The sequence below is a fragment of the Bradyrhizobium sp. CCBAU 51745 genome, assembly GCF_028128715.1.
Lineage (GTDB): Bacteria > Pseudomonadota > Alphaproteobacteria > Rhizobiales > Xanthobacteraceae > Bradyrhizobium > Bradyrhizobium manausense.
This window is the reverse complement of the sequence record NZ_LBJP01000087.1, coordinates 36,113-56,980: the sequence shown is the minus strand read 5'-3', so window position 1 is coordinate 56,980 and position 20,868 is coordinate 36,113. Positions and strand designations below refer to the sequence as shown.

General features: G+C 64.8%; 17 protein-coding genes. 15 read left to right on the top strand and 2 right to left on the bottom strand.

Features of this window, described 5'->3' with window-relative positions:
* Positions 1-293: 293 nt before the first annotated feature.
* Complete coding sequence (locus tag XH98_RS28105; protein ID WP_271620562.1) at positions 294-1,133, top strand: shikimate dehydrogenase; 840 nt, start codon at positions 294-296, stop codon at positions 1,131-1,133.
* A 55-nt stretch (positions 1,134-1,188) separates the two neighbouring features.
* Positions 1,189-1,815: a hypothetical protein gene (locus tag XH98_RS28100; RefSeq protein WP_271620561.1), complete on the top strand. Its 627-nt coding sequence runs from the start codon at positions 1,189-1,191 to the stop codon at positions 1,813-1,815.
* Between the two features lie 326 nt (positions 1,816-2,141).
* Here XH98_RS28100 and XH98_RS28095 read toward each other — a convergent pair whose 3' ends face one another.
* Entirely contained in the window at positions 2,142-3,278 is a 1,137-nt protein-coding gene (locus XH98_RS28095; RefSeq protein WP_271600620.1) for an alpha-hydroxy acid oxidase, read from the bottom strand.
* 101 nt (positions 3,279-3,379) lie between these two features.
* Between XH98_RS28095 and XH98_RS28090 the strand changes: the two genes are divergently transcribed.
* The 13 genes from XH98_RS28090 (at position 3,380) to XH98_RS28030 (ending at position 17,314) form a co-directional block, all read left to right on the top strand.
* Complete coding sequence (locus tag XH98_RS28090) at positions 3,380-3,550, top strand: hypothetical protein (RefSeq protein WP_271600805.1); 171 nt, start codon at positions 3,380-3,382, stop codon at positions 3,548-3,550.
* Between the two features lie 220 nt (positions 3,551-3,770).
* Entirely contained in the window at positions 3,771-5,114 is a 1,344-nt protein-coding gene (glmM, locus tag XH98_RS28085; protein ID WP_271600619.1) for a phosphoglucosamine mutase, read from the top strand.
* Positions 5,115-5,342: 228 nt separating this feature from the next.
* On the top strand, positions 5,343-6,587 hold the full coding sequence (locus tag XH98_RS28080; RefSeq protein WP_271620560.1) for an MFS transporter: 1,245 nt from the start codon (positions 5,343-5,345) through the stop codon (positions 6,585-6,587).
* A gap of 218 nt (positions 6,588-6,805) precedes the next feature.
* Positions 6,806-7,642 (top strand): outer membrane protein, encoded by an 837-nt coding sequence (locus tag XH98_RS28075; protein ID WP_083513888.1) that lies wholly within the window; start codon positions 6,806-6,808, stop codon positions 7,640-7,642.
* Between the two features lie 168 nt (positions 7,643-7,810).
* Positions 7,811-8,695 carry an outer membrane protein gene (locus XH98_RS28070; protein WP_271600616.1) on the top strand — a complete coding sequence of 295 codons (885 nt, stop codon included), beginning with the start codon at positions 7,811-7,813 and terminating at the stop codon, positions 8,693-8,695.
* Between the two features lie 73 nt (positions 8,696-8,768).
* A complete protein-coding gene (locus XH98_RS28065) occupies positions 8,769-9,359 on the top strand; it encodes a glutathione S-transferase family protein (protein ID WP_271600615.1) in 591 nt (196 codons plus the stop codon).
* Between the two features lie 17 nt (positions 9,360-9,376).
* Entirely contained in the window at positions 9,377-9,841 is a 465-nt protein-coding gene (locus tag XH98_RS28060; RefSeq protein WP_057741516.1) for a GNAT family N-acetyltransferase, read from the top strand.
* Between the two features lie 170 nt (positions 9,842-10,011).
* The gene (locus tag XH98_RS28055) at positions 10,012-10,203 is read left to right on the top strand and encodes a hypothetical protein (protein ID WP_271620559.1); all 192 of its coding nucleotides are present in this window, start codon (positions 10,012-10,014) and stop codon (positions 10,201-10,203) included.
* A gap of 79 nt (positions 10,204-10,282) precedes the next feature.
* The gene (locus XH98_RS28050; RefSeq protein ID WP_271600613.1) at positions 10,283-11,455 is read left to right on the top strand and encodes a phosphoserine transaminase; all 1,173 of its coding nucleotides are present in this window, start codon (positions 10,283-10,285) and stop codon (positions 11,453-11,455) included.
* Positions 11,456-11,607: 152 nt separating this feature from the next.
* Positions 11,608-13,197, top strand: a complete 1,590-nt coding sequence (serA, locus tag XH98_RS28045; protein WP_057741507.1) for a phosphoglycerate dehydrogenase — start codon at positions 11,608-11,610, stop codon at positions 13,195-13,197.
* Between the two features lie 292 nt (positions 13,198-13,489).
* Positions 13,490-14,662: a thiolase family protein gene (locus XH98_RS28040; RefSeq protein ID WP_271600612.1), complete on the top strand. Its 1,173-nt coding sequence runs from the start codon at positions 13,490-13,492 to the stop codon at positions 14,660-14,662.
* A 196-nt stretch (positions 14,663-14,858) separates the two neighbouring features.
* Positions 14,859-16,832 carry a methyl-accepting chemotaxis protein gene (locus XH98_RS28035; RefSeq protein WP_271620558.1) on the top strand — a complete coding sequence of 658 codons (1,974 nt, stop codon included), beginning with the start codon at positions 14,859-14,861 and terminating at the stop codon, positions 16,830-16,832.
* A gap of 260 nt (positions 16,833-17,092) precedes the next feature.
* Complete coding sequence (locus XH98_RS28030; protein WP_409363906.1) at positions 17,093-17,314, top strand: hypothetical protein; 222 nt, start codon at positions 17,093-17,095, stop codon at positions 17,312-17,314.
* An 8-nt stretch (positions 17,315-17,322) separates the two neighbouring features.
* Here the strand turns inward: XH98_RS28030 and XH98_RS28025 are convergent, their stop codons facing one another.
* On the bottom strand, positions 17,323-20,802 hold the full coding sequence (locus tag XH98_RS28025; RefSeq protein WP_271620557.1) for a PAS domain-containing sensor histidine kinase: 3,480 nt from the start codon (positions 20,800-20,802) through the stop codon (positions 17,323-17,325).
* Positions 20,803-20,868 lie beyond the last annotated feature (66 nt).

Here is a 20,868-nt window from a genome sequence, read left to right as displayed (position 1 = left end):
TCTCTCCCCGTTCTCAGGGGCAGAGGGAGGCGTGAGGGACTGTCTCTACGAGGGCGGCACTTTATGTGAGCCACGCCCTCTCCACGTCATTGCGAGTTTAGAAGCAATCCAAAGTCTTTCTCGGGAGACGATCGCGCGTGCGGTTGCCGATATCGGGGGCGCGCGAGATGCAGCTGCCCCCGTCGCCGACGAGACCGTGAGCCGGCGGCCTGATCGGCACTGTGACGCCGGCGCGCTTGACAGGACCGGCCGGACGCGAAATGGATCGCCCTCGAACACGACCGGGGGGAAGGATGACCACGCCCAAACCGCCCGCAGCCTGCCTGATCGGATGGCCGGCCGCGCATTCGCGCTCGCCGCTGATCCATCATTACTGGCTGCGCACGCTCGGCATCGCAGGTGGCTATGTCATCGAGGCCGTTCCGCCGGATGATTTGCGCGATTTCGTGCTGCGGCTGTCGCTGCGCGGCTTTGTCGGGGCAAATGTCACCATTCCGCACAAGGTCGGCGTGATGGAGCTATCGACCCCCGACGCGCGCGCCAGGGCCGTGGGCGCTGCCAACACGCTGTGGTTCGAAGATGGAGAGCTGCGCTCGACCAATACCGACGTCGAGGGCTTTCTCGGCAATCTCGACGCCAGCGCGCCCGGCTGGGGCAAGGCCGGTGAAGCGCTGGTGCTGGGGGCGGGCGGCGCCTCGCGCGCGGTGGTATTTGGCCTGCTCGACCGCGGCTTCACCAATGTCCATCTTGCCAACCGCACCCTGGCGAACGCCGAGGCACTTGCGGCGCAGTTCGGGCCGAACGTGCATCCGCTGACCTGGGACGGCATCAATGACGTGCTGCCGCGTGCAAAACTTCTCGTGAACACGACCTCGCTCGGCATGCATGGCCAGGGCGCGCTCGAGGTCGATGTGGCGCGTCTGCCGGAAGCCGCCGTCGTCGCCGACCTCGTCTATGTTCCATTGGTGACGCCGCTGCTCGCGGCGGCCCGCGCCCGCGGGCTCCGGACCGCCGATGGGCTCGGCATGCTGCTGCACCAGGCGGTGCGCGGCTTCGAGCTGTGGTTCGGCCGGCGGCCCGAGGTGACCGCCGAGCTCCGTGCCTTGGTCGAGGCCGATCTCACAAAGACTTGAGAGAATAGTGCGCTGTCTCCGGCGTTCTACCCCGTGGGGACAATCGGAGACATCAATGACGATCCAACGTGACAGTTTCACGCGCCCGCTCATCGCTGCCGCGATGGTGGTTGCTTCCACCTTTGCCGCCGTCGCGCAAAAGGCGCCGGTGCCGACCCGCGTGCGCGGCACGATCGAGAACGCAGATGGTGACACGCTGCAGGTCAAGTCGCGCAGCGGCGAGGAGGTCAAGCTGCATATCGCCCCGGACGCGCGCGTCGTCGGTGTCACCAGGATCTCGCTCGCCGACATCAAGGTCGGCTCCTTCGTCGGCGCCACCACCGTGCCGGGCCCTGATGGCGGCAACAATGCCGTCGAGGTGCATGTGTTTCCGGAGAGCATGCGCGGCACCGGCGAGGGCTCGCGGCCCTATGATCTCAAGCCCAATTCCAGCATGACCAACGCCACGGTGTCGGAGAGCGTGGTCGGCAATGACGGTCATACGCTGCTGGTGAAGTACAAGGACGGCGAGAAGAAAGTTTTCGTCTCCGATATGACGCCTGTGGTGACCTTCGTTCCCGGCGACAAATCGGAACTGAAGGCCGGCGCCCAGGTCATCGCCTTCATGAAGCAACTGCCCGATGGTTCGTTCGAGACTGACCGCGTCAGCGTCGGCCGAGACGGCCTGACCCCGCCGATGTGAAGTGAAGCAAGCTGCCGCAACACTCTCGGTGTCGTCCCGGCCCAGTGCGCAATTGCGCACGGGGGCGGGGACCCATAACCACCGAGTGAAGTTTGGCGAAGATTGAAAACTCCGGTCCCCATAACCACACCCGCCTGTGGCTATGGGTGCCGGATTGCGCGCGCTTGTCCGGGACGACGGCGGAGGTCTTGGCCACAGTCGTCGAGCAGATCTTAGGATCGTAGGGTGGGCAAAGGCGCACTTGCGCCGTGCCCACCACCTTTATCCATCATGCAGAGTTGGTGGGCACGCTTCGCTTTGCCCACCCTACGGCACCGCCCTTGCGGCTATACCGCAATCACGTGATCGTCGATCTCGTCGATCCTGTTGACGCCGCACAGGCCCATCGTGGTCAGCAGCTCTTTCTGGATGATGTCGATCGCCTTGGCGACGCCGGCCTGGCCGCCGGCGCCCAGGCCATAGGCATAGGCGCGGCCGATCATGCACGACTTGGCGCCGAGCGCGAGCGCGCGCATCACGTCCTGGCCGGAGCGGATGCCGCCGTCGAACATGATCTCCATCTTGTCACCGACCGCGTCCGCGATCTCCGGCAGCACCTCGATCGAGGACGGCGCGCCGTCGAGCTGACGGCCGCCATGGTTCGACACCACCAGCGCCTGCGCGCCGGTCTTGGCCGCTTCCTCGGCGTCCTCGACGTCCAGAATGCCCTTGATGATGAGCTTGCCCGGCCAGATGCTCCGGATCCAATCGACGTCTTTCCAGTTCAAGGACGTGTCGAACTGCGAGGCCGTCCATTCGGCGAGGCGGTTGAGGTCCTCGGTGTTCTTCACGTGGCCTGCGATGTTGCCGAAGGTGCGGCGCTTGCCCTGCAGCACGCCCGAGACCCAGGCCGGCTTGGTGGCGAAATCCAGGAATTTCGACAGCGTCCATTCCGGCGGGATCGTCATGCCGTTCTTGATGTCGGCATGGCGCTGGCCGATCACCTGCAGGTCGACCGTGAGAACCAGCGCGCTGCACCTGGCGGCGATCGCGCGCTGGATCAGCTCCTTGATGAAGCCGCGGTCCTTCATCACGTAGAGCTGGAACCAGAACGGCTTGTCCACGGCGGCCGCGATGTCCTCGATCGAGCAGATCGACATGGTCGATTGCGTGAACGGGATGCCGGCGGCCTGCGCCGCGCGGCAGGCGTGGATCTCGCCGTCGCCATGCTGCATGCCGAGCAGCCCGACCGGTGCCAGGATCAGCGGCATGGTCGAGGGCTCGCCCAAAATAGTCGTCGAGGTGTCGCGCTTGGAGACGTCGACCAGGATACGTTGGCGGAACTTGATGGCTTGCATGTCCTCACGATTGGCCCGCAGCGTTTCCTCGGCATAGGAGCCGCGGTCGCAATAGTCGAAGAATGCCTTCGGCACGCGGCGCTTATGCAGCGCGCGAAGATCGTCGATACAGGTGATGTGCTTCATGAACGTTCCCGGCCCATCTTGTCTTGGAAGTCTTGCATCGGAAGATTGAGGGGTCATCTAGCATGGTTGGATGCGCAGCCAAATCGTTTGCGAGAGGGACCATGATGACCAAGCCGCACACGGGGCCTTCGCCGGAAGAGATCAAGGAGAAGCAGGCCCTCGACGACGCGCTCGAAGAGGGCCTCGAGGAGACCTTCCCGGGCTCCGATCCCGTCAACGTCACCCAGCCGGCGCCGAGCCGCGAGGATGGTCATGTGAAGCGGAAGGGGTGAGGCCGGTTCCGGCTCATTCCGGCGACAAAAGCGGAAATATAATGTTAACAGCCGGTTACCGGATAGCCCAGTTCCCGGTTCCGTAATGATTCATCATATTTTTTGAAGCCAATTTAGCCCTCCAGCATTATAAAGTCCCCAGCAAATCAGGGATGCGGGGCCTGTTCGGGCACCCGGAGGTTGTCGTGGGGATCCCTGGTTGTTGCGTTGGGGGACGATGATGAGCCGCAAATATTTCGGGACGGACGGGATCCGGGGCCGCGCCAACGGACTGATCACGCCGGAGCTCGCGCTCAAGGTCGGCCAGGCCGCCGGCCTTGCGTTTCAGCGCGGTGACCACCGCCACCGGGTCGTGATCGGCAAGGACACGCGGCTATCAGGTTACATGATCGAATACGCCATGGTCGCGGGCTTCACCTCGGTCGGCATGGACGTGCTGCTGGTCGGCCCGATGCCGACGCCGGCGGTGGCGATGCTGACCAAGTCGATGCGCGCCGATCTCGGCGTCATGATCTCGGCCTCGCACAATCTGTTCGAGGACAACGGCATCAAGCTGTTCGGCCCGCAGGGTTTCAAGCTTTCCGACGACGTCGAGAAGCAGATCGAGCAGCTGCTCGACGAGCCGATCGAGAAGCGGCTGGCGCAGAGCGCGAGCCTCGGCCGTGCCCGCCGTATCGACGGCGTGCATGATCGCTACATCGAATTCGCCAAGCGCACGTTGCCGCGCGATCTCTCGCTCGAGGGCCTGCGCGTCGTGATCGACTGCGCCAACGGCGCCGCCTACAAGGTGGTGCCGGAAGCGCTGTGGGAATTGGGCGCCGACGTGGTGCCGATCGGCGTCGAGCCCGATGGTTTCAACATCAACAAGGATTGCGGCTCGACCTCGCCGGAGGCGCTGTCGAAGAAGGTGCGCGAGATGCGCGCCGACATTGGCATTGCGCTCGACGGCGACGCCGATCGCGTCATCCTGGTCGACGAGCGCGGCCACGTCGTCGACGGCGACCAGCTGCTGGCGGTGATCGCACAGAGCTGGAAGGAAGACGGTCGCCTGTCGCGTCCGGGCATCGTTGCCACCGTGATGTCCAATCTCGGCCTCGAGCGTTTCCTGAAGGGGCAGGGGCTCGATCTCGTGCGCACGCCGGTCGGCGACCGCTACGTGCTCGAGCAGATGCTGAGCGGCGGCTACAATCTCGGCGGCGAGCAGTCCGGCCACATCATCCTGTCCGACTACGCCACCACCGGCGACGGCTTTGTCGCCGCGCTGCAGGTGCTGGCGGTGGTACAGAAGCTGCGCCGCCCGGTCTCCGAGGTCTGCCATCGCTTCGATCCGCTGCCGCAGATCCTCAAGAACGTCCGCCACAAGGGCGGCAAGCCGCTCGACGATTCCGACGTGAAGTCGGCGATCTCCGACGGCGAGAAGCGCCTCAACGGCCACGGCCGCCTCTTGATCCGCTCCTCCGGCACCGAGCCGGTGATCCGCGTCATGGGCGAGGGCGAGGACCGCATCCTGGTCGAGGACATCGTCGACACCATCGTCACCGCGCTGGGCCAGGCCGCCGCGTAGCCGCAACCACAATGTCGTAGGGTGGGCAAAGCGGAGCGTGCCCACGCGTCTATGGCCGTTTCAGAAAGATCGTGGGCACGGCGCAAGGGCGCCTTTGCCCATCCTACGATATCGGACTTGCGGGGAGGCTCGCGCATCCCAGCCATTTGCGATTGGCAATGGTTCGGCCGCCGCTCCCATCGTACCTGTGAGACCGCGGCGGCTCGCCGCGCCTGCCGGGATGCTCCAGTGAACAAGCCTGTCGTCGTCTCAGAGGAAACGCTGACCGAGCCCGTCGTCGTGAGCGATGTCGCGCCCGCCAAAGCCGCAGGACCGGCCTATATCGTGCTCGCCGGCATCAGCTTCTCGCACTTCCTCAACGACACCATGCAATCGCTGATCGCCTCGGTGTATCCGATCCTGAAGGACACCTACGCGCTCGACTTCGCGCAGATCGGCATGATCACGCTGGCGTTCCAGTTCACCGCCTCGCTGCTGCAGCCGGTGGTCGGCCATTACACCGACAAGAAGGCGCAGCCCTATTCGCTGTCGATCGGCATGGCCTCGACCTTCTTCGGCCTCTTGCTGCTCAGCGTCGCGCAGCGCTATCTCGTCATCCTCGTTGCCGCTGCGCTGGTCGGCCTCGGCTCGGCGGTGTTTCACCCGGAATCGGCGCGCATCGCGCGGCTCGCCTCGGGCGGGCGCTACGGCTTTGCGCAATCGGTGTTTCAGCTCGGCGGCAGTTTCGGCACCTCGATGGGGCCCGTGCTGGCCGCGCTCATCGTCGTGCCGTTCGGGCAGGGCAGCATCGCCTGGTTCTCCTCGATCGCGTTCCTCGCGATTCTCATCCTCTGGCGCATCGGCCGCTGGTACGCGCCGCAGATCACCGCGAGGAAAGCCGCGCCCGCGCATGCGCAACCCGGCGGACCGAGCCGGCGCCGTGTCGCCGTCGCGCTGCTGGTGCTGGTGGCGCTGCTGTTCTCGAAGCAGCTCTACGTCTCGAGCCTGTCGAGCTATTACATCTTCTACCTGATCGACCGCTTTGGCGTGTCGACGCAGGCGGCGCAGATCTATCTGTTCGTCTTCCTCGCCGCGAACGCTGTCGGCGCGTTCTTCGGCGGTCCCTTGGGCGATCGCTTCGGCCGCAAGATCGTGATCTGGATCTCGATCCTGGGCGCGCTGCCGTTCACGCTGGCGCTGCCCCATGCCGGGCTTTACGCGAGCGCGGTGCTGTCGGTCATCATCGGCCTCATCATCTCCTCGACGACATCGTCGATCATCGTGTTCGCGCAGGAACTGGTGCCGCATCGCTTCGGCATGATCTCCGGCGTGTTCTTCGGCGTTGCCTTCGGCATCGGCGGCCTGGGCGCCGCCGTGCTCGGCAAGCTCGCCGACCACACCTCCATCGCGTTCGTCTACCAGGTCTGCGCCTATCTGCCGGCGATCGGGCTGCTCGCGGTGTTCCTGCCCAGGCTGCCGCAGCACAGGCGTTAACAAACCTTCTTTCTCTGCGTTGCGGCTTCATACATCGTTAGCAATTGCTGCCGCATTTTCGCATCGCTTGCGCCGCATCCGCGTGGCCGCTCAGAAAAAATCAACCTTAAAAATTAGGGTTAAGTGGCGCTTAAGCATTTGCTGCCATCGTCCGTTCCGCGAGTTTCCAGAACGTGGGGCATCTGCATTTTGCCTCACCGGCCATAAGGACGAAGCCAATGCGTTGCGTTAAGTCTCTCCTTGCCGCGGGTGCGGCATCACTGATTTCATCGATGGCTTTTGCCGCCGATATGCCGATCGCGGCTCCGCCCCCCATGTACGCGCCGCCCGCCCCGCCCGCCGATTTCGGCGGCTGGTATTTGCGTGGCGATATCGGCTTCAGCAATCAGCAGTTCAAGGATCTGCATAACACCAACGCGGCGCTCTACGCGCCGGTGGTTTCCTTCCAGCAGACCTCGACGGTCAACACCGGCGGGATCTTCGATGTCGGCGTCGGCTATCGGGTCAATAACTGGTTCAGGGCCGACGTCATCGGGCAATATCGCGGCAAGACGAATTTCCTGGCCACCGATTCCTATACGTTCACGAACGCCGGCGTCGTCACGCCGGGAGTCGATACCTACACCGGAACCAAGTCCGAATGGCTGGTGATGGCGAACGCTTACGTCGACCTCGGTACATGGTGGTGTGTCACTCCGTTCATCGGCGCCGGTGTCGGTGCGGCTCGCGTGACCATCGACAATCTCGTGGACACCAACACGCCCACAAACGGTGTCAACCTCGCTGGTTCAGGCTCGAAATGGAATTTGGCGTGGGCAGCGCATGCGGGTCTCGCCTACAAGATCAATCCGTCCACCACGCTCGAACTGGCCTACAGCTACGTGAGCCTGGGTGACGGCGTCACGGCAAACTCGCATAATTTCAATGCGCCGCTCAGCCCCTATGTCTGGCAGGTCAAGAACATCACGTCGAACGACCTGAAGCTCGGCGTACGCTGGGAGCTCAACACGCCGCCGGCCTACGCGCCGCCGCCGCCGCTCGTGACCAAGGGCTGATCGCAAGCCTCATCGCTTAACGTCTCTTAACGGCGCGGGATCATCCCGCGCCGTTTTGCTTTGCATTTTTTTCATGGCGAGCGGCGCCGAAAACCTCGGACGCAACCATTGATTAAGGTTAACGAGCCATGATCACGCTGAAGAGTTCGAGTCCGATGGAGCGTTGCAATGCGTAGGCTTTGGTTGGTGGCGGCGGTGTTCGGATCTGTGTCCGCCGCACACGCGGCCGACATGCCCGATCTGCCCGTCCTGCGCGGCGGCTTCACCGACGGTCTGTCCAACACGCACCACAATTGGGACGGCGCCTATGTCGGCGTCAGCGGCGGCTACACGGCCGACGCGACCGATTTCAGCCAAAGCGTGGTCGGCCTGACCAATTTCATCTTCCGCAACAGCGTGCTGCAGCAGCCGACGGCGAGTTGGTCGCTCATGAACAAGACCAACACGCAAGGCACGAACTTTGGCGCCTTCGTCGGCCGCAATTGGCAATGGTACGATGCCATTCTCGGCCTCGAGGGCACCTACAGCTACTTCAACAACCTCTACACGCAGACCAGCGGTTCCAATCAACTCGATATCATCAATCCTGCCGGTGACATTCACCCCGACAACGTGACCGATCATTGGAACGTAAAGTTGACCGGCACCGCCGCGGCACAGGTCAAGGACATGATTGCGCTCCGCGGCCGCGTGGGCTGGGATGGCGGCGATTTCATGCCATACGCGTTCGCTGGCGCTGCTGTCGGCCGCATGGACGTATCGCGTACCGTGACAAGCGACGTGACGTTGACCCAGGTGATGACGACGACGGTCGGTGGCGTCACGACGATCCTCGTGAACGGACCGAACCCCGTTCCCGCGCAGTCGCAGACGCAGACCCAGCATAGAACCAACGCCTTCGCGGTGGGCTTTGTTGCCGGTCTCGGCGTCGAGTATTGCATCTGGGACGGCCTGTTCGCGCGCGTCGAATACGAATACGTGAAATTCTCGCCGGTCATGAACACCTCTGTGACGCTGAACAATGCGCGCGTCGGGCTCGGCTACAAGTTCTGACACGGCTTCGCTCGTCGCGGTTGACAGGCTCGCCGTAGCCTGATGCTCTGTCGCCCCTGATGAGGCGGCGGCAATGCAGATTTACGGCGACAGCAATTCCGGCAATTGTCTGAAGGTGAAATGGGTGTGCGATCATCTCGCATTGCCCTATCGCTGGATCGAGATCGACACGCGCAAGGGCGAGACGCGCACGCCGCAATTTTTGGCCATGAACGGCGCCGGCCAGGTGCCGACCGTCGCCTTCGACGACGGCCGCACCCTGGCGCAGTCCAACGCGATCATCCGCTATCTCGCCCGCGACAGCGCACTCATTCCGCGCGACGCTTTTGCCGCTGCCAAGATGGACGAATGGCTGTTCTGGGAGCAGTACAGCCACGAGCCCTACATCGCGGTGTGTCGTTTCCAGATGGTCTATCTCGGCAAGTCAGCCTCCGAGCTCGATCCTGACAAGGTCAAGCGCGGCTATGCGGCGCTGGACCGCATGGAGGCGCATCTTGCCGCCAGCCGCTTCTTTGCCGGCGATGCGGTCTCGCTCGCGGATGTCTCGCTGCTCGCCTATACGCGCGTTGCGCATGAAGGCGGCTTCGATCTCGGCCGCTATGCCGCCATCCGCCGCTGGGTCGGCGAGGCCGAGGCGTTTCTCGGCCTGCCGTCTGCGCGCTGAGCCTGGAGTGCTTTTCGATGAATGAAAGATCCGTTTCCATCCGCCCTGCGCGACGCGAGGACGTCGCGGCAATGATCGCGATGCTCGCCGATGACCAGCTCGGCCGTGCCCGCGAGCGGTTGGAGGACCCGCTGCCTGAGGTCTATTACGAAGCGTTCGAACGGGTCGAACGCAGTCCCAATCTTCAGCTCGTGGTCGCCGAGAGCGAGGGCAGGGTGGTCGGCTGCCTGCAACTTGCACTTCTGCCCGGCATCAGCTCGCAAGGCGGCATCCGCGGTTTGCTCGAAGATGTTCGCGTTGCCTCTGATTGCCGCGGCCGCGGCATCGGCGAAAAGCTGGTGCAATGGGCTGTTACCGAAGCCAAGGCGCGCGGCTGCAGTCTGGTCGAACTGCTCACGCATTCGAGCCGCGTCGATGCGCAGCGCTTCTACAAGCGGCTTGGATTTTCGGCGAGTCATGTCGGCATGACTGTGCGTTTTTGATGCAGCTCGCAATGGCCGTTGCGCCATCAGCGAAATCGGATCGCGCGTTCGTTCATCTTAACAGCTGATAAACTACCCTTGGTCGTTCGCGTGGATCGAGGAACGAACGGTGCTACGGAGCGTCAGTACCGGGCTCGGTCGGTTCGGGGATTTCAATGACAAGCTATTCCATGATCAAGGTCGGCAACGACTACGTTGTGCAGGCCAACGACAAATGCATTTTGAAGGTCAGCAGCCGCCGCCGCGCCGCGCAATTGATCAGCGAGGCCACGGACTTGCTGAACGCGCTCGCCGTGGTCGAATCCCCCGATATCGCGCCGCAATTGCCTGCACTCCGCCGTGAGCCACCGGAAGTTTCTTGACTGATCTTCCTGTTTCCCGTATCAGCCGCGGCGGGACACCTCCCCCCAACGGGAGGCTTACTATCTGGAAGGGTAGATCATGACTGTAGCGAAGCCCGCTTCGCGGCCGACCGTGCCGCATTTCTCCTCCGGCCCCTGCGCCAAGCGCCCCGGCTGGAACGCCCAAAATCTCAAAGACGCAGCGCTCGGCCGGTCGCATCGTGCGAAGGTCGGCAAGACCAAGCTCAAGCTCGCGATCGATCTGACGCGCGAAGTGCTTGAAGTGCCGGCAGATTATCGCATCGGCATCGTGCCGGCGTCCGATACCGGCGCGGTCGAGATGGCACTGTGGTCGCTGCTCGGGGCCCGGCCCGTCACCACGCTCGCCTGGGAATCCTTCGGCGAGGGCTGGGTCAGCGACATCGTCAAGGAATTGAAGCTCAAGGACGTCACCAAGCTCAACGCTGGGTACGGTGAGATTCCGGATCTCTCCAAGGTCGATCCCAAGAGCGATGTCATTTTCACCTGGAACGGCACGACGTCAGGCGTGCGCGTGCCGAACGCCGACTGGATCAAGGCAGACCGTGAAGGTCTCACAATCTGCGACGCGACGTCTGCCGCCTTCGCGCAACCGCTCGATTTTGCAAAACTCGATGTCGTCACCTTCTCCTGGCAGAAGGCGCTCGGCGGCGAAGCCGCGCATGGCATGCTGATCCTCTCGCCCCGCGCGGTGGAGCGGCTCGAGACCTACAAGCCGGCCTGGCCGCTGCCGAAAATCTTCCGCATGACCAAGGGCGGCAAGCTCAACGAAGGCATCTTCGTCGGCGAAACCATCAACACGCCGTCGATGCTCTGCGTCGAGGATTATCTCGACGCGCTGAACTGGGCCAAGTCGATCGGCGGCCTCAAGGCGCTGATCGCGCGCGCCGACGCCAACACCAAGGTTCTGGCCGACTGGAAGGCGAAGACGCCGTGGATCGACTTCCTGGCCAAGGACGCTTCGATCCGCTCCAACACCTCGGTGTGCCTGAAGTTCACCGACCCTGCGATCACCTCGCTCTCGGACGACGCCCAGGCGGAGTTCTCCAAGAAGCTGGTTGCGCTGGTCGAGAAGGAAGGCGCCGGTTACGACTTCGCCTATTACCGCGATGCACCGGCCGGCCTGCGCATCTGGTGCGGCGCCACCGTCGAGGCGAGGGACGTCGAGCTGCTGACGCAGTGGATCGATTGGGCCTTTGCCGAGACCAAGGCCACGCTCGCCAAGGCGGCGTAAGCCAAACCAAATCCTCGTCATGGCCGGGCTTGACCCGGCCATCCATCCATCAAGAGAGATGGATCCGCGGGTCTCAAGCGCGAAGACGCGCTTTCCGCTTTTGCCCGCGGATGACGTTCCGTAACTGCAGCTCGCACCAACGGATCATTCCCATGACCAAGCCCAAAGTTCTCATTTCCGACGCGCTCTCGCCCGCTGCCGTGCAGATCTTCAAAGACCGCGGCGTCGAGGTCGACTTCCAGCCCAACCTTGGCAAGGACAAGGACAAGCTCGCCGAGATCATCGGCAATTACGACGGGCTCGCGATCCGCTCCGCGACCAAGGCGACCGCCAAGATCCTGGAGAAGGCGACCAGGCTCAAGGTGATCGGCCGCGCGGGCATCGGCGTCGACAATGTCGAGATCCCGGCCGCCACGGCCAAGGGGATCATCGTGATGAACACGCCGTTCGGCAATTCGATCACGACCGCCGAGCATGCGATCACGCTCATGCTGGCGCTGGCCCGCGAGATCCCGCAGGCCGACGCCTCGACCCAGGCCGGCAAGTGGGAGAAGAACCGCTTCATGGGCGTCGAGATCACCGGCAAGGTGCTCGGCGTGGTCGGTTGCGGCAACATCGGCTCGATCGTCGCCGACCGCGCCCTCGGCCTGCGCATGAAGGTGATCGCGTTCGATCCGTTCCTGTCGCCGGAGCGCGCCAAGGACATCGGCGTCGAGAAGGTCGAGCTCGATGACCTCCTGAAGCGCGCCGACTTCATCACGCTGCACACGCCGTTGACCGAGAAGACCAAGAACATCATCGACGCTTCAGCGATCGCCAAGATGAAGAAGGGCGTGCGCCTGATCAACTGCGCCCGCGGCGGCCTCGTCGACGAGCAGGCCGTGGTCGATGCGCTCAATGCCAAGCATATCGCCGGCGCCGCCTTCGACGTGTTCGTCGAGGAGCCCGCGACCTCGAACGTGCTGTTCGGCCATCCCAACGTGATCTGCACGCCGCATCTCGGCGCCTCCACCACGGAAGCCCAGGAGAACGTCGCGCTGCAGGTCGCCGAGCAGATGTCGGACTACCTCCTCACCGGTGCGATCTCGAACGCGGTGAACTTCCCGTCGATCACCGCGGAAGAGGCGCCGAAGCTCAAGCCCTTCATTGCGCTGGCCGAGAAGCTCGGCTCGTTCGCCGGCCAGCTCACCGAATCAGGCATCCTCAAGGTCGAGATCACCTATGAGGGCCACGTCGCCGAGATGAAGATCAAGGCGATCACCTCGGCGGTGCTGTCGGGCCTGCTGCGCCCGATGCTGGGCGAGGTCAACGTGGTGTCCGCGCCTGTCGTCGCCAAGGAGCGCGGCATGGTGGTCGACGAGATCGTCCGCGCCGCCCAGAGCGACTACGAGAGCCTGATCACCGTGACGGTCGCGACCGAGCGCCAGGAGCGTTCGGTCTCCGGCACCGTCTATCATGACGGCAAGCCGCGCCTCGTCGACGTCAAGGGCATCCGCGTCGACGCCGAGTTCGGCAAGTCGATGATCTACGTCACCAACGAAGACAAGCCGGGCTTCATCGGCAGCTTCGCGAGCCTGCTGGGTGACGCCAAGATCAACATCGCGACCTTCCATCTCGGCCGCGTCGCGCCGGGCTCCGATGCCATCGCGCTGATCGAGGTCGACGGCGCGGTGCCGGCCGACGTGCTCGCCAAGGTGCAGGCGCTGCCGCAGGTCAAGCAGGTCAAGGCGCTGAGGTTCTGATCCTTCACCTCTCCCGAAGGGAGAGGTCGGATCGCATCGCAAGATGCGATCCGGGTGAGGGGTTAGGCTCTCACCGTCGTCATGGCCATGACGATCAGATGGAGGAGTGGCGCGCCCTACGGAATGACGGCCATCATATATTCCGACACGCGGAACAACGCCGCCCATCTCGTAAGGGGCGGCGTTTTTTGTTGATTGATCGACCCGCTTTTTCTCCCGCTCTCCGCAAACTTTGTGTACCAATGGCGGTCAGGACGCTCCGTATCAGTCGTTCGAAAGAAGGGAGAAAACAATGCGTGAAGCCGTCATCGTTTCCTATGCGCGCACGGGCCTCGCCAAATCCGGCCGCGGCGGGTTCAACATCACGCCGCCAATGTCGCTCGCGGCCCACGCCATCCATCACGCGGTCGATCGCGCCGGCGTCGAGAAGGATTATGTCGAGGACTGCTATCTCGGCAATTGCGCCCATGGCGCGCCGAACATCGGCCGCCAGGCCGCGCTGCTCGCCGGCTTGCCGAAGAGCACCGCCGGCGTCTCGGTGAACCGCTTCTGCTCTTCGGGGCTGCAGACCATCGCGATGGCCGCGAACTCGATCCGCTCCGACGGCGCCGATTGCATCGTCGCCGGCGGCGTCGAGAGCATCTCGATCCCCGGTGGCGGCACGCCGAAGGAGTCGATCGATCCGGAATTGCTCAAGACCGCACCCGACATCTTCATGGCGATGATCGACACCGCCGACATCGTTGCCGAGCGCTACAAGGTCAGCCGCGAATACCAGGACGAATATTCGCTGGAATCGCAGCGCCGCATGGCCGCCGCGCAGCAGGCCGGCAAGTTCAAGGACGAGATCGTCCCGATGAAGACCAGGATGAAGGTGGTCGACAAGGCCACCAAGGCCGAGAGCATCGTCGACTACGTCGTCGACCGCGACGAGTGCAACCGGCCCGAGACCACGCTCGAAGGTCTTGCCAAGCTCGAGCCGGTGAAGGGTCCCGGCAAATACGTCACGGCCGGCAATGCCAGCCAGCTCTCCGACGGCGCCGCCGCCGTGGTGCTGATGGAAGCCAAGGACGCCGAGAAGCGCGGCCTCAAGCCGCTTGGCCGCTTCGTCGCCTGGGCCGCCGCGGGCTGCGAGCCTGACGAGATGGGCATCGGCCCGATCTTCGCCGTGCCGAAGCTGCTCAAGCGTCACGGCCTGAAGATCGACGACATCGATCTCTGGGAGCTCAACGAGGCCTTCGCCAGCCAGTGCCTCTATTCGCGCGACAAGCTCGGCATCGACCCCGAGAAGTACAACGTCAACGGCGGCTCGATTGCGATCGGCCATCCCTTCGGCATGACCGGCGCCCGTCTCACCGGCCATCTGCTACAGGAAGGCGCCCGCCGCAAGGCCAAATGGGGCGTGGTCACCATGTGCATCGGCGGCGGCCAGGGCGGCGCCGGCCTGTTCGAGATCTACAGCTGACCTGACCCGCAGAGACGTGAAAGGCACGGCGTCGCCAGCGCCGTGCCTTTTCGTTGTGCAGCCAAGACGCATTCGGTGCACTCTTGCGTGCATTGTGTCACAAAGCACGTAATCCTACGTGCTCGCAAATTAACGGAACTTTTCACGCATTACGGCCTCATGAACCGCATCTGTCATCACTGGCCTTGCGATCACGATGCGGCTTTTCTCTCTGCGGCTTACTCACAAGATCACTGCGATCGGCGTCATCGGCCTCGTCGGCGTCGTCCTGATCGGCGGCATTCATCTCTACGGCGAGCGCGCGATGGGAATCTCGCGCGCCGCCGCCGAGAAAGCGCGCGCGGTGTTCGAGCTGAACAGCAGGATCGCGGTCGAGCTATTGGAGGCGCGCCGCGCCGAGAAGGATTTCCTGCTGCGCAGCGACCCCGCGCGGGCGCAGCGCCAGGTCGAGATCTCGCGGCAGGTCGCGCCGGACATCGAGACGCTGCGCGGCAAGATCGCAGCGCTCGGCAAGCCCGAGCTGGCGCAGAAGGTCGACGCGATGAACGCGTCGCTGAGGACCTATCAGGCGCACTTCGCCGCGGTGGTCGAGGAGCGGCAGCGCCTCGGGCTGGATGAGAATTCAGGCCTCGAAGGCCGCCTGCGCGGCTCCGTCCACGAGATCGAAGGCAAGGTCGATCAGCTCCACGATGCCTCGCTCAAGGTGATCATGCTGATGATGCGCCGGCACGAGAAGGATTTCATGCTGCGTCGCGACGCCAAATATGGCGGCGAGATGCAGAAGCGCGCATCCGAATTCCTCGCCGGCCTCGATGCGGGCGGGATTCCCGATGCCGCCAAGGCCGAGCTGCGGCACAAGCTTTCGGACTATCAGCGCGACTTCTCCGCCTGGATGGAGACCGCGCTCAAGCTCGCGGGCGAATTGAAGGCGACGTCGGAGGCGTTTGCGACCGTCGAGCCCGTCATCGAGCAGGTCTCGAAATCGGTCGACATCATCCGCATCGAAGCCGACAAGCAGAACGAGGCGGAGCGCGAGAGCATCCAGTTCTGGATCGCCATTGCGATCGCACTGATCGCAGCTTGCGTGCTCGGCCTCGGTGTCTTCATCGGCCGTTCGGTTGCAAAGCCGCTGTCGGCGATGCGCACCGCGATGATCGAGCTCGCCAACGGCAATTTCGCCATCGTGTTGCCCGGCCTCGGCCGTCCCGACGAGATCGGCGAGATCGCGCGGGCCGTCGAGACTTTCAAGATCAACGCCGAGCAGAAGGCGCGCGAGGAGGCGGAGGAGAAGAGCCGGCAGGACAAGCTCGCTGCCGAACGCCGCCGCGCCGACATGATCAGGATGGCGGATCATTTCGAAGCCGCTGTCGGCCGCATCGTCGAGGCGGTGTCGTCGGCCGCCACCGAGCTCGAGGTCTCCGCGACCTCGCTCACCTCCACCGCGAGCCGGTCGACCGAGCTTGCGACGCTGGTCGAGGCGGCCTCGGAAGAGGCTGCGACCAACGTGCAGTCGGTAGCCGCGGCCACGGAGGAGCTCACCGCCTCCGTCCACGAGATCAGCCGTCAGGTGCAGGCCTCCGAGCGCATGGCGGGCGAGGCCGTCAGCCAGGCCGGTCAGACCAACGATCGCGTCAGCGAATTGTCCAAGGCGGCCGCGCGCATCGGCGACGTCGTCGAACTCATCAATGCGATCGCAGGCCAGACCAACCTGCTCGCGCTGAACGCCACCATCGAGGCCGCGCGCGCCGGTGAAGCGGGACGCGGCTTTGCCGTGGTGGCCTCGGAGGTGAAGGCGCTGGCCGAGCAGACGGCGAAAGCGACCGGCGACATCGGCCAGCAGATTTCGAGCATCCAGTCCGCGACCGAGGACTCGGTCGGTGCGATCAAGACCATCGGCGGCACCATCGCGCGTCTGTCCGAGATTTCGTCGACCATCGCGGCCGCGGTCGAGCAGCAGGGCGCCGCAACCGGCGAGATCTCGCGCAACGTCCAGAGCGCGGCGGCCGGCACCACGCAGGTCAGCGCCAATATCAGCAACGTCAGGCAGGGCGCGGTCGAAACCGGCTCGGCATCGGCGCAGGTGCTGTCGGCGGCGAAATCGCTGTCCGGCGACAGCAACCGCCTCAAATTCGAGGTCTGCAAGTTCCTCGATACGGTGCGCGCGGCGTAACGCGCATCTGCCCAGGCTTATTCGCAAGCGATCGGAAATCTTTCGCGCCCCACGCGTTAAGCCCGCGACGGGGCAGGTCGAGGAGAACGCTCATGCGGACAATAATGGCAGCATTCCTTCTGGCGGTCCCGCTCATGGCAGCGCCGGCGATCGCGCAGAACCAGAACGGGCAGAACGAGGCCGACAAGGGCATCAAGACGCAAAATTCCGGCGCCTCGGGCTATGTCGGAGACCAGGACAAGCCCGGCGCGGCGGCAAGGATGCCCGGTGACCGCACCAACAACACCAGTGATGCTGCCACATCGCCCAGCGCGCAGAATTCAGGCACCGGAATCGCGGGAGCTCCCGGCAACAAGAACGGTCCTCCCGCGCAGAAGGGAACGGTCGGCGCGGCCTCGCAGAACTCCACCGTGCAGCAGCAGGATTCGTCGAACATCAAGGGCCTGCCCGGCAACAAGAGCGGTGAGCCGGCGAAGCGGTAAGCCGTCGCTTAAGCCCGTGCCGTCACCGGTGCGAAGATCACCTCGATCAGCGTGCCCTGGCCCGCGCTCTTGATGTTGAACCGGGCGTGGTTGGCTTCAACCAGAGCCTTGGTCAGCGACAGGCTCAGCGCGGAATTGTCCGCGGCATCGCCGGGCGGCGGCGTGCGGAACGGCTCCATCGCGGCGGCGACTTCCTTGTCGCTGAGGCCATGGCCGGTGTCGCGGATGCGCAGCGCCACCTCGCCGCGGTCGTTGAGCGCGGTGGAGACGATCACCTGGCCGCCGGCGCTGGCGAGCCGGATCGAGTTCGAGATCAGGTTCATCGTCACCTGCCGCAGCGCGCGCGGATCCGCCGCCACCTGCGGCAGCGCATGGCCAAGCGAGGTGCGGATGATGATGCGCTCGCGATTGGCCTGCGGCTGCATCACGGTGACGCAGGCCTCGACGAGGTCGTTGAGGTTGAGGTCGGCAAAGCTGAGATCGAGCTTGCCGGTCTCGATCCGCGACAGCTCCAGGAGATCGTCGATGATGGTGATGACGCGCTCGCCGGAGGCGCGGATGTCCTTCATGTATTCGCCGTAACGTTCGTTGCCCAGCGAGCCAAATCGTTCCGAGATCATCACCTCGGCAAAGCCGATGATGGCGTTGAGCGGGGTGCGGATCTCGTGGCTGATCCGCGCCAGCATGTCGGCTTTCGCGTTGGCCGCGCCATCGACCAGGCGTCGCGCCTGCGTCAGCTCGCTCTCGCCCTTCTTGGCCTGCGACAGGTCGCGGAACACGGCGAAGAAGTTCGGTCCATCAGGCCGGGTGCGGCCCATGATCATGGCGAGCGGCAGCACGCCGCCCTTCTTCTCGCGGCCCAGCACCTCGCGGCCGTGATCGAGCAGGCTCGCGATGTTCTGGCTCTTCAGGCTGTCGAGATAATCGAGCACGATCTGCTGGCTCTCGGGCGCGAACAGCGCCAGCAGTTTCTGCTGCATCAGCGCCTCGCCGTCATAGCCGAACAGCGCCTCGGCGCTGCGGTTGCAGGCGTGGATGTTGCCGTCGGCATCGAACATCACGATGCCCTCGGCCGTGGTGTCGAGGATCGCGGCGAGATCTTCCGCATCGGCATCGCCGACGTCAGGCTCGGGCGCGAACAGGACGGGCTCGTCGACCTCGGTCTCGGCGGCCACTTGTGGCGCGGCCACCGGCGCCACGATGACGGGCGTGGCGACGGGAGTTGTCACGACAGGTTCAGGATTGGGCAGCGCGCAGATCAGCGCATGCGCGCTGGCGCCGTCCCAGTCGATGGTGTGCAGATGCGCTTCGGTCGTGGCGAGCTTCTGCGCGCCATGGGCGACCGTCGCGCTGATCGTCACCGGCGTGCCTGATTGCGAGGTGCTGCTGGCGGCGGAAACGCCCGGCTCGACATAGAGCGCATCGAGCCCCCCGGCATCTTCCAGCGCGCCGAGGCTGGCATAGCCGATGCGGTCGAGGAACGCGGCATTGGCGTAGAGCAGGCGATCGAGCCGGTAGATCAGGATCCCTGTGGGAATGAGATCCAGCAGCGCGCGGTCGCGCGCGCTGTGGCCGTAAGCGGGCGGTGCGGGCTCGCTCAGCCATTCGGCCGCGGCCGGCGGCGTCTCCAGCTCCGAGATCGGCGGCTCGGAGATCAAGGGCTCGGGTGGTGTCGCCGCGTCGGGCGCGATCGCGTCCGCCGGCGGCTCGGCGCTATCAGAAGCCATCTGCTCGCGCTCGCGTTCGAGCCGCTCGGACAATTGCCGCGCCAGCTCGTTGAACGCGCTGTTCTCGACCGGCGTCAGCGTCGGCGATCTCTGGTCACCCTGTGACCTCTGGTCACCTTGTGACCTCAGGTCACCTGGTGCGCGGAACGGCACGACATTCGGAGGCGTTTCCACTGGCGTTTCCGGTTCGGTTGGGTGTGAATTCGCTTCGGTGATCGGTGCGGGCGGTTCGGGCTCAGTTGCAGTTGGCGGCTCAGGCTCGGGCGGCGGCTCGCTCCGCGGAGGCTCTGCCTCCGGTTTGGCCTCCGCCTTGTGCTCCGGTTCAGGCCGAGGCTGAGAACCAGGCTGAGACTGAGGCTCGACCATATCGGCCGACAGGCCCTGCGCGGCGAACAGCTCAAAGCGCCGCAGCGCATCGAGCCGATTGAGCGCATCGAGATCGCGGCACACGCCAAAGCCCTTGAAGCCGGCAAAGTTGCGCGCGCGGTCGTAGACGGGAAGCCCGGCCAGCTCGACCGGCAGATGTTCGCCGCCGTCGGCCGGCCAGTTCACGGTGATGCCGGCCCAGGTGTCGTGGCTGGCGAGCGCCTGCGCGACGCGGCCGTCGGGGTCGAGCGCAAATTCCTCTGATAGCTCGCGCCAGGGCCGGCCGAAGCGGGAGGCGGTGAGCGCGCCGATCAGGCGGATGAATTCATCCGAGCCGAGCACGAAGCGGCCTTGCGCATCTATCTGCCACAGGAAGCGCAGCGGATGCTGGCGCGGTGTCTCCGCATGTCCTGACCGCGTCTCCGCGTGTCCTGTGGGCTCGACCATGTGGCTCGTGATCGGCGCGGCTTGCGGCGGCACGATGGCTTCAGGCGGGTTTTCAACCACTGTTTCCGGCGTGGCATCGACCGTCTGCGCAAGGGTTTCCGGAGCAGCCGCCTCGGCCTCCTTCGCGGCGTCCTGGATCGAGACGATCTCCGTCGCCTCATCCGCGGCCGTCACCTCCGTCTCATCCGGTTCGGCAAACGGATCGAACATCGCGATCCCGGCATCGAGCCCGTGCACTGGCGGCGCAGGCTCAGCCGCGGGAGGCGGCGCGCGCTCCGCCGCAGGCTCGGCTTGCGCCATTGCCGGCTCGATCAGCGCGATGAGCCCGACATCGGCGCCGACGCCGACCCGTTGCAGCACCATCTTGCCGATGCCGACAGGCAGCTCGGCGCGGCCCTTCGCCAGCGCCTCGTTGCGCGCCTGGTCGAGGCCGGCTTCGCCGAGATCGCGAAAGCCGAGCAGGGAGCGCGCCGCCTCGCTGGCGCCGGCGAACAGGCCGTCAGGTGCGAACGCCGCCATCGGCGTCCGCGCGCCGTCGACCAGACGATGCAGCCGCTCGACCAGCGGCATGCTGCGGCAAGCACCCTGCATTGCGCTGACCAGCACGCCGGATGAGCCATCGGAAAACTCGAGCCGCGCGCAGGCGCAGGTCATCAGCGTGCCGAGCCCGGCGCCGAAGCCGCGCAACCGCTCCAGCCTCACAGCTCCGCCGCCCGGCAGCCGGTGGGCGAGGCGGACGATCTGGCGGCGATGGCTGTCGGCGGGGCCGAAGGTTTTTTGCGCCAGCGCAGCCGCATTGGCCGCGCCGAAGAATTTGGCGCCGACCGCATTGGCCCACAGCACGCGGCAGCCGTCGAGCGACCACAGCCAGGCCGGCAGGGGGGAGGTGGCATGCACGGACAGCCGGGGATCGCCGACGCCCCGTAACTGGAAATCCGAATTCGTCATCCGACCGGCTTCAACTCTTCGCGCCACGCTTCACGTCAGGTCTGCCGGGAATGGCAGCCTTAAGAA

Excerpts from the sequence above, each read along its gene's own strand:
- XH98_RS28035 (WP_271620558.1), top strand. The coding sequence starts at position 14,859 with ATGCGGCTTTTCTCTCTGCGGCTTACTCACAAGATCACTGCGATCGGC.
- glmM (WP_271600619.1), top strand. The coding sequence starts at position 3,771 with ATGAGCCGCAAATATTTCGGGACGGACGGGATCCGGGGCCGCGCCAAC.
- XH98_RS28030 (WP_409363906.1), top strand. The coding sequence starts at position 17,093 with ATGCCCGGTGACCGCACCAACAACACCAGTGATGCTGCCACATCGCCC.
- XH98_RS28025 (WP_271620557.1), bottom strand. The coding sequence starts at position 20,802 with ATGACGAATTCGGATTTCCAGTTACGGGGCGTCGGCGATCCCCGGCTG.
- XH98_RS28060 (WP_057741516.1), top strand. The coding sequence starts at position 9,377 with ATGAATGAAAGATCCGTTTCCATCCGCCCTGCGCGACGCGAGGACGTC.
- XH98_RS28100 (WP_271620561.1), top strand. The coding sequence starts at position 1,189 with ATGACGATCCAACGTGACAGTTTCACGCGCCCGCTCATCGCTGCCGCG.
- serA (WP_057741507.1), top strand. The coding sequence starts at position 11,608 with ATGACCAAGCCCAAAGTTCTCATTTCCGACGCGCTCTCGCCCGCTGCC.
- XH98_RS28070 (WP_271600616.1), top strand. The coding sequence starts at position 7,811 with ATGCGTAGGCTTTGGTTGGTGGCGGCGGTGTTCGGATCTGTGTCCGCC.
- XH98_RS28075 (WP_083513888.1), top strand. The coding sequence starts at position 6,806 with ATGCGTTGCGTTAAGTCTCTCCTTGCCGCGGGTGCGGCATCACTGATT.
- XH98_RS28090 (WP_271600805.1), top strand. The coding sequence starts at position 3,380 with ATGATGACCAAGCCGCACACGGGGCCTTCGCCGGAAGAGATCAAGGAG.
- XH98_RS28040 (WP_271600612.1), top strand. The coding sequence starts at position 13,490 with ATGCGTGAAGCCGTCATCGTTTCCTATGCGCGCACGGGCCTCGCCAAA.
- XH98_RS28050 (WP_271600613.1), top strand. The coding sequence starts at position 10,283 with ATGACTGTAGCGAAGCCCGCTTCGCGGCCGACCGTGCCGCATTTCTCC.
- XH98_RS28105 (WP_271620562.1), top strand. The coding sequence starts at position 294 with ATGACCACGCCCAAACCGCCCGCAGCCTGCCTGATCGGATGGCCGGCC.
- XH98_RS28065 (WP_271600615.1), top strand. The coding sequence starts at position 8,769 with ATGCAGATTTACGGCGACAGCAATTCCGGCAATTGTCTGAAGGTGAAA.
- XH98_RS28095 (WP_271600620.1), bottom strand. The coding sequence starts at position 3,278 with ATGAAGCACATCACCTGTATCGACGATCTTCGCGCGCTGCATAAGCGC.
- XH98_RS28055 (WP_271620559.1), top strand. The coding sequence starts at position 10,012 with ATGATCAAGGTCGGCAACGACTACGTTGTGCAGGCCAACGACAAATGC.